At 70.0% G+C, this 6,583-nt stretch carries 5 protein-coding genes; 4 read left to right on the forward strand and 1 reads right to left on the reverse strand.

Translation table 11 applies throughout. From position 1 onward, the window contains the following. Positions 1-63 precede the first annotated feature (63 nt). A complete protein-coding gene (gene gcvT, locus CA982_RS09435; RefSeq protein WP_086535089.1) occupies positions 64-1,182 on the reverse strand; it encodes a glycine cleavage system aminomethyltransferase GcvT in 1,119 nt (372 codons plus the stop codon). A gap of 113 nt (positions 1,183-1,295) precedes the next feature. Here gcvT and CA982_RS09440 point away from each other — a divergent pair, with 113 nt between their 5' ends. The 4 genes from CA982_RS09440 to lipB all read left to right on the forward strand — a co-directional run bounded on the left by CA982_RS09440 (position 1,296) and on the right by lipB (position 6,549). Then, a complete protein-coding gene (locus CA982_RS09440) occupies positions 1,296-2,840 on the forward strand; it encodes a leucyl aminopeptidase (protein WP_086535064.1) in 1,545 nt (514 codons plus the stop codon). Positions 2,841-3,069: 229 nt separating this feature from the next. Further along, entirely contained in the window at positions 3,070-4,884 is a 1,815-nt protein-coding gene (gene sucB / locus CA982_RS09445; RefSeq protein WP_086535065.1) for a 2-oxoglutarate dehydrogenase, E2 component, dihydrolipoamide succinyltransferase, read from the forward strand. Positions 4,885-4,919: 35 nt separating this feature from the next. Then, positions 4,920-5,819: a TIGR01777 family oxidoreductase gene (locus tag CA982_RS09450; protein WP_086535066.1), complete on the forward strand. Its 900-nt coding sequence runs from the start codon at positions 4,920-4,922 to the stop codon at positions 5,817-5,819. Beyond that, complete coding sequence (gene lipB, locus CA982_RS09455; RefSeq protein WP_086535067.1) at positions 5,812-6,549, forward strand: lipoyl(octanoyl) transferase LipB; 738 nt, start codon at positions 5,812-5,814, stop codon at positions 6,547-6,549. The genes CA982_RS09450 and lipB overlap by 8 nt, the downstream gene beginning before the upstream one ends. Positions 6,550-6,583: the final 34 nt, after the last annotated feature.

The raw sequence follows: 6,583 nt of genomic DNA on the forward strand, positions 1-6,583 counted from the left end.
CATTTCCGCGCCCGGTGGGGTCACCCCCGACCCCCGACGGGGCCGCGTGCGAGTGCCCGCAGGTCACACGTGTGACGGCACGAACGGCGGGATCACGACCTCGCACACCAGGTCGCGACCGCGGACGTCGACCACGACCTCGTCGCCCTTCCGCACCCCCGACGCCGTGTCCAGCAGTGCGAGCGCGATGCCCTGCTTGAGCGTGGGCGAGAACGTACCCGACGTGCAGGTCCCGATCTGCTCTCCGCTCGAGGAGTCGCCCGCCGGACGAACCGCGCAGCCGGCGCGCGGCACCCCGCGCCCGGTCGCCCGCAACCCGTACAGACGACGCGCCGGGCCGGCCTCCTTCTCGGCCAGCAGAGCGTCGCGACCGAAGAACGACGGCTTGTCCCAACCGACCGCCCAGCTCGACCGCGCCTGCACCGGCGAGATGTACGGACCGAGCTCGTGTCCGTGCAGGGCGTAACCCATCTCGGTGCGCAGGGTGTCCCGCGCGCCCAGGCCGGCGGGCAACCCGCCGGCCGCGGTGATGGCCTCCAGCAGCACGTCGAAGACCGCCCCGGCGTCGTCCCAGCGCGGCACGATCTCGTACCCGCGTTCACCGGTGTATCCGGTCCGGCAGACCCGCACGCGAGCCGTCCCACCCGCCGTCGGCAGATCGGCATCGGCGAAGGCCATGTACTCCATGTCGGCGGGGAGCCCGAGCCCGGTGAGGATGTCGGGGGACCCCGGCCCCTGCACCGCCAGGACGGCCAGGTCGCGATGGTGGTCGGTGATCGAGATGCCTTCCGGCGCAACCGCTTGCAGTCGGGCCACGACATCCGCGGTGTTCGCCGCGTTGGGCACCAGGAAGACCTCGTCGGCACCGACGAGGTAGGCGATCAGGTCGTCGACGACTCCACCGGATTCATTGCAGCACAACGTGTACTGCGCCTTGCCGGGAACGATCTTGCCGAGGTCGTTGGTGAGCGTCGAGTTGACGAACGCCGCTGCCCCCGCCCCCGACACCAGCGCCTTGCCGAGGTGGCTGACGTCGAAGATGCCCACGTTCTCGCGCACCGCGGCGTGCTCGGCGACGGTGCCCGAATAGGACACCGGCATGTTCCAGCCGCCGAACTCGGCGAAGGTGGCCCCCAGTGCGGCATGACGGTCGGCGATCGGCCCGGCGAGGAGTTCACTCATGGCGTCCACGCTATCGGGCGGCCCGCGCCGCCGGGCGCACCCGTCGCGTCACGTCGGCGGGATCGGCGTTCATGGCAGCCCCGCCGCGGCGCCGCTGTGGCAGAGTTGAGCGGGTGAGCAAGAACGACACCGTCGACCGCGCACGCGGCCCCGAACTCGAACTGTCCACCTCGATCGGCAAGGATGATTCCGTCCTGGTCATCGGCCTGATCAGCACGTCGTCACCGGACGACGACGCCGACGGCCCCGGTGCCGAGCCGACCCTCGCCATCGGCGACGGCATCCTCGACGACGCCCAGGCCGCCGCCATCAGTGGCGCTCTCACCGCGCTCGGAGCCACCGGCTCGCACGGCGAGGTCACCCGGACCGCGGCCCCCGAGTCATTGCCGGTGGGGGTCGTCGTCGCCGTGGGCCTCGGCGACGCCGACAACCTCGACGACGCCGATCAGGTCCGGCAGGCCGCGGGGATCGTCGCCCGCGAGCTCGACGGGCACGAATCGGTGGCCACCACGCTCTCCGCGATCGATCTCCAGGCCGCCGCCGAGGGCCTGTTCCTCGGCGCGTACCGGTTCGACGAGTTCCGCTCGGCCAAGTCGAAGCCGAAGAAGACTCCGCCGCAACGCTTCACGCTGCTCGTCGAGTCGAAGTCCAAGGAGGCCAAGGCCGTCCTGGAGCGGGCGGTCGCGGTCGCCGACTCCGTCGCCATCGCCCGTGACTTCGTCAACACCCCGCCGAGTCACCTCTATCCCGAGGAGTTCGCGGCCCGCGCCCGCACGCTCGGGAGCAAGGCCGGGCTCAAGGTCGAGATCCTCGACGACAAGCAGCTCGAGGCGCAGGGTTACGGCGGGATCATCGGCGTCGGCAAGGGTTCCTCGCGCCTGCCGCGCCTCGTCCGACTGACCCACACCGCGAAGAAGTCGCCCACGAAGGTCGCGCTCGTCGGCAAGGGCATCACCTTCGACACCGGCGGCATCTCCATCAAGCCCGCCGCGAACATGGACGCCATGACCTCGGACATGGGTGGCGCCGCCGCCGTGATCGCGGCGACGATCCTCGCCGCGCGCCTCGACGTCGACGTCACGGTCACGGCGACCGTGCCGATGGCCGAGAACATGCCGTCGGCGACCGCGCAGCGCCCCGGTGACGTGCTGACGCAGTACGGCGGACGCACCGTCGAGGTCCTCAACACCGACGCCGAGGGTCGCCTCATCCTCGCCGACGCGATCGTGCGGGCCTGCGAGGACGATCCCGACTACCTCATCGACACCGCGACGCTGACCGGCGCGCAGATGGTGGCGCTCGGCACCCGCACTCCCGGGGTGATGGGCACCGACGAGTTCCGCGACCGCGTCGCCGCCCGGTCGGCCGATGTCGGCGAGAACGCCTGGGCCATGCCGCTGCCCGCCGAACTCCGTGCCGACCTGAAGTCCCGCGTCGCCGACCTGGCGAATGTGACCCCGCACCGATGGGGCGGGATGCTCGCCGCCGGGATCTTCCTCAAGGAGTTCGTGCCGGAGGACGTGCAATGGGCCCACATCGACATCGCCGGACCCGCCTTCAACACCGGCGGCCCGTGGGGTTACACCACGAAAGGCGGTACGGGCGTGCCCGTCCGGACCATCGCCGCGGTGCTCGAGGACATCGCCGCGAACGGCTGACCGACAGCCGCCGACACCCGCGCACCGGCCCGATGAGAATCGTTACCGACGAGTACGAGCCGAACCGAGTCGGCGGCGCACCGTGCGGGTAGGGTTGGCCGCGGGGATGAGCGGCTGATCCGCCACTCATCTGCGCGGTCGTCGCACCGCCCCCGACCCCGTGCCCACGGCGCACACACCATTGGGCATCACCTACAGACCACCACGTCGAGTTCAGGAGTTCACAACGATGGCCTTCTCCGTCCAGATGCCCGCCCTTGGTGAAAGTGTCACCGAGGGGACAGTCACCCGGTGGCTGAAGGAGGAGGGCGACACCGTCGAGGCCGACGAGCCATTGCTCGAGGTGTCGACCGACAAGGTCGACACCGAGATCCCGGCGCCCACTGCGGGTGTACTGACCAAGATCATCGCGCAGGAGGACGACGTCGTCGAGGTCGGCGGCGACCTCGCGCTGATCGGTGACGCCGACGAGGCCGGATCCGACGACTCCGGTTCCGACGACTCCGGCTCGGATTCCGCCGGCGGCGACGAGCCCACCGAGGCGGCCCCCGAGCCCGAACCCGAGCAGGCGGCCGAGGAGCCCTCCACCGACGAGGACGCTCCTGCCGAGAAGCCCACGGCCGACACCGGTTCCGGCTCCGCCGAGGGCACCGACGTGCTCATGCCCGAACTCGGCGAGTCGGTCACCGAGGGCACGGTCACCAACTGGCTGAAGTCCGTCGGCGACGAGGTGGCCGCCGACGAACCACTCCTCGAGGTCTCCACCGACAAGGTCGACACCGAGATCCCCTCCCCGGTCGCCGGCACCCTGCTCGAGATCCTCGCGCAGGAAGACGACGTGATCGAGGTCGGCGGCAAGCTCGCCGTCATCGGTGATGCCTCGGCGGCTCCGTCCAAGAAGGAACCCGAACCGGAACCCGAACCCGAACCGGAGCCCGAGCCCGAGCAGGAATCCGCGCCGGAGCCGGAGCCCGAGCAGGCGCCTGCCCCTGAGGAAGAGCAGAAGCCGCAGCCCGAGGCCAAGGACTCGAAGGCCACCGAGCCCAAGGCGCAGGCCGCGGAGAAGTCGGATCCGCCGACCGTCGAGTCGACCCCGTACGTGACGCCGCTGGTGCGCAAGTTGGCCGCAGAGAACAACATCGACCTGAACGCGATCAAGGGCACCGGTGTCGGTGGCCGCATCCGCAAGCAGGACGTGCTCGCCGCGGCCGAGGAGGCCAAGGCGCGGGCGCCGGAGGCCGCGCCCGCCGCCAAGCCCGCGGCATCGTCGGCACCGGCCGCGTCGTCGGGCTCGCCCGAGATCCGGCCCGAGCTCGCCGAGCTGCGCGGGACCACGCAGAAGATCAACCGGATCCGTCAGATCACCGCGAAGAAGACCCGCGAGTCACTGCAGCAGAGCGCACAGCTCACGCAGGTCTTCGAGGTCGACATGACCCGCATCGCCGGACTACGCAAGGCGGCGAAGGAGAGCTTCAAGGCGTCCGAGGGTGTCAACCTGACGTTCCTGCCGTTCATCGCGAAGGCCGTCGTGGAGGCGCTCAAGGCGCATCCCAACGTCAATGCGTCGATCGACGAGGACAAGAAGGAGATCACCTACTACGACAAGGTGCATCTCGGCATCGCCGTCGACACCCCGCAGGGTCTGCTGTCGCCGGTCATCCACAATGCCGACGACCTGTCGATCGCCGGTCTGGCCCGCGCCATCGCCGACATCGCGGCGCGGGCACGCTCCAACGGGCTCAAGCCCGACGAGCTCGCCGGCGGCACGTTCACCATCACCAACATCGGCAGCCAGGGTGCGCTCTTCGACACCCCGATCCTGGTCCCGCCGCAGGCCGCGATGCTCGGTACCGGAGCCATCGTCAAGCGTCCGGTCGTCATCACCGGTGAGGATGGCTCGGAGTCGATCGCGGTGCGCTCGATGTCCTACCTGCCGCTCACCTACGATCACCGTCTGATCGACGGCGCCGACGCCGGCCGCTTCCTCACCACGGTGAAGAAGCGTCTCGAAGAGGCCGCCTTCGCTGCGGACCTGGGCCTCTAGGCCGGATCTCCTTCAGACGGCACCGAGGACACACAATGCGCATCGCCGTCGCCGGTTCACAGGGGCTCATCGGCAACGCCCTGGTCAACTCGCTGCGCGCGGCGGGCCACACGGTCACACGTCTGGTCCGCCGCGAGGCACGCGCCGATGACGAGTTCAGTTGGGATCCCGAGACCATCGGCGTCCCGCCCGAGAGCCTCGAGGGCGTCGAGGCGGTGGTGTCGCTCGGTGGCGTCGGTGTCGGCAACGGTCGATGGACCGGCCGGTTCAAGCAGGAACTGCGGGACTCCCGGGTCACCCCGACCGAGGTCCTCGCCGAGGCCGTTCGTGACCTGGGCATCCCCACGTTCGTGAGCGCCAGCGCGTCCGGGTTCTACGGCGACACCGGCAGCCGTCCCGCGGTCGAGACCGACGGGCCGGGAGAGGGTTTTCTCGCGAATCTGGTCGTCGACTGGGAGACCGCCGCCCGGACCAACGTCGGTGCGGATACTCGTCTGGTCCTACTTCGGACGGCCCCGGTGCTCAGTGCGCAGGGCGGTCTGCTCGGGAAACTTCGTCCGCTGTTCAAGCTCGGACTCGGCGGGCCCATCGGCGACGGGAAGCAGTACTTCTCGTGGATCAGCCTCATCGACGAGGTGCGTGCCATCGAGTTCCTCCTCGAGTCCGACGTGTCGGGACCGGTGAATCTGAGCGCGCCGGGCGCCGTTCCGTTCGGCGAGTTCGCATCCGCGCTCGGCCGTGCGGTACACCGCCCGACCGTGCTGCAGGTCCCCGCTTTCGCGGCCCGCCGAGTCGGCGGCGAGATGGCCGAGGAAATGATTCTGTTCAGTCAGCGCGTTGCACCTGAGGTGCTGACCGATCACGGATTCACCTTCACCCATCCCGGTGTCGACGAGGCCCTGGCCTACGCCACCGGTTCCTCCCGCCATGACTGATCGTCCGATCCGCGCGAGTACCGAACCGGTCGAGATCCGCCGGCTCGGCGTCCTCGACTACCAGTCGGCCTACGACATGCAGCACGGCCTGGCCACCGACCGCGCGGACGGCGTCCTCGACCACGACGTGCTGCTGCTCCTGGAACACCCCTCCGTCTACACCGCGGGCAAACGCACCGAGGACGCCGACCGGCCCACGAACGGCGCACCGGTGGTCGACGTCGACCGCGGCGGCCGGATCACCTGGCATGGCCCGGGTCAGCTCGTCGGCTATCCGATCGTGAAACTCGCCGAACCGCTGGACGTCGTCGAGTACGTGCGTCGCCTCGAGGCGGCGCTGATCTCGGTCTGCGCCGGGCTCGGCGTCACGACCGGGCGCGTCGACGGCCGGTCGGGCGTGTGGATCACCGACGACGCCGGGGAACGCAAACTCGGCCAGATCGGCATCCGTGTTGCACGGGGGGTGGCGTTGCACGGCTTCGCGCTCAACGTGGACCCCGACATGTCGGCGTTCGAGGCGATCGTCCCCTGCGGGATCGCCGACGCCGGAGTGACCTCTCTCGCCCGCGAACTGCACCGGCCGATCTCGGTGGACTCGGTGCTCGACGACACCGTCGACGCCGTGCTGTCCGCGCTCGACGCCCCCGGTGTCGACGTCACCGCCACCCCGGTGCCCGCCACCACACAGTCCGAAACACCCACTTCTGCAAGCGTAGGATCGATTCAGTGACCGCGTCCCCCCTCACCCCCGGACCCGGTGCCCC

This window comes from Gordonia lacunae, from assembly GCF_002149015.1.
Taxonomy (GTDB): Bacteria; Actinomycetota; Actinomycetes; order Mycobacteriales; family Mycobacteriaceae; genus Gordonia; species Gordonia lacunae.

Coding starts and splice junctions, on each gene's coding strand:
- lipB (WP_086535067.1), top strand. CDS start 5,812: ATGACTGATCGTCCGATCCGCGCGAGTACCGAACCGGTCGAGATCCGC.
- sucB (WP_086535065.1), top strand. CDS start 3,070: ATGGCCTTCTCCGTCCAGATGCCCGCCCTTGGTGAAAGTGTCACCGAG.
- gcvT (WP_086535089.1), bottom strand. CDS start 1,182: ATGAGTGAACTCCTCGCCGGGCCGATCGCCGACCGTCATGCCGCACTG.
- CA982_RS09450 (WP_086535066.1), top strand. CDS start 4,920: ATGCGCATCGCCGTCGCCGGTTCACAGGGGCTCATCGGCAACGCCCTG.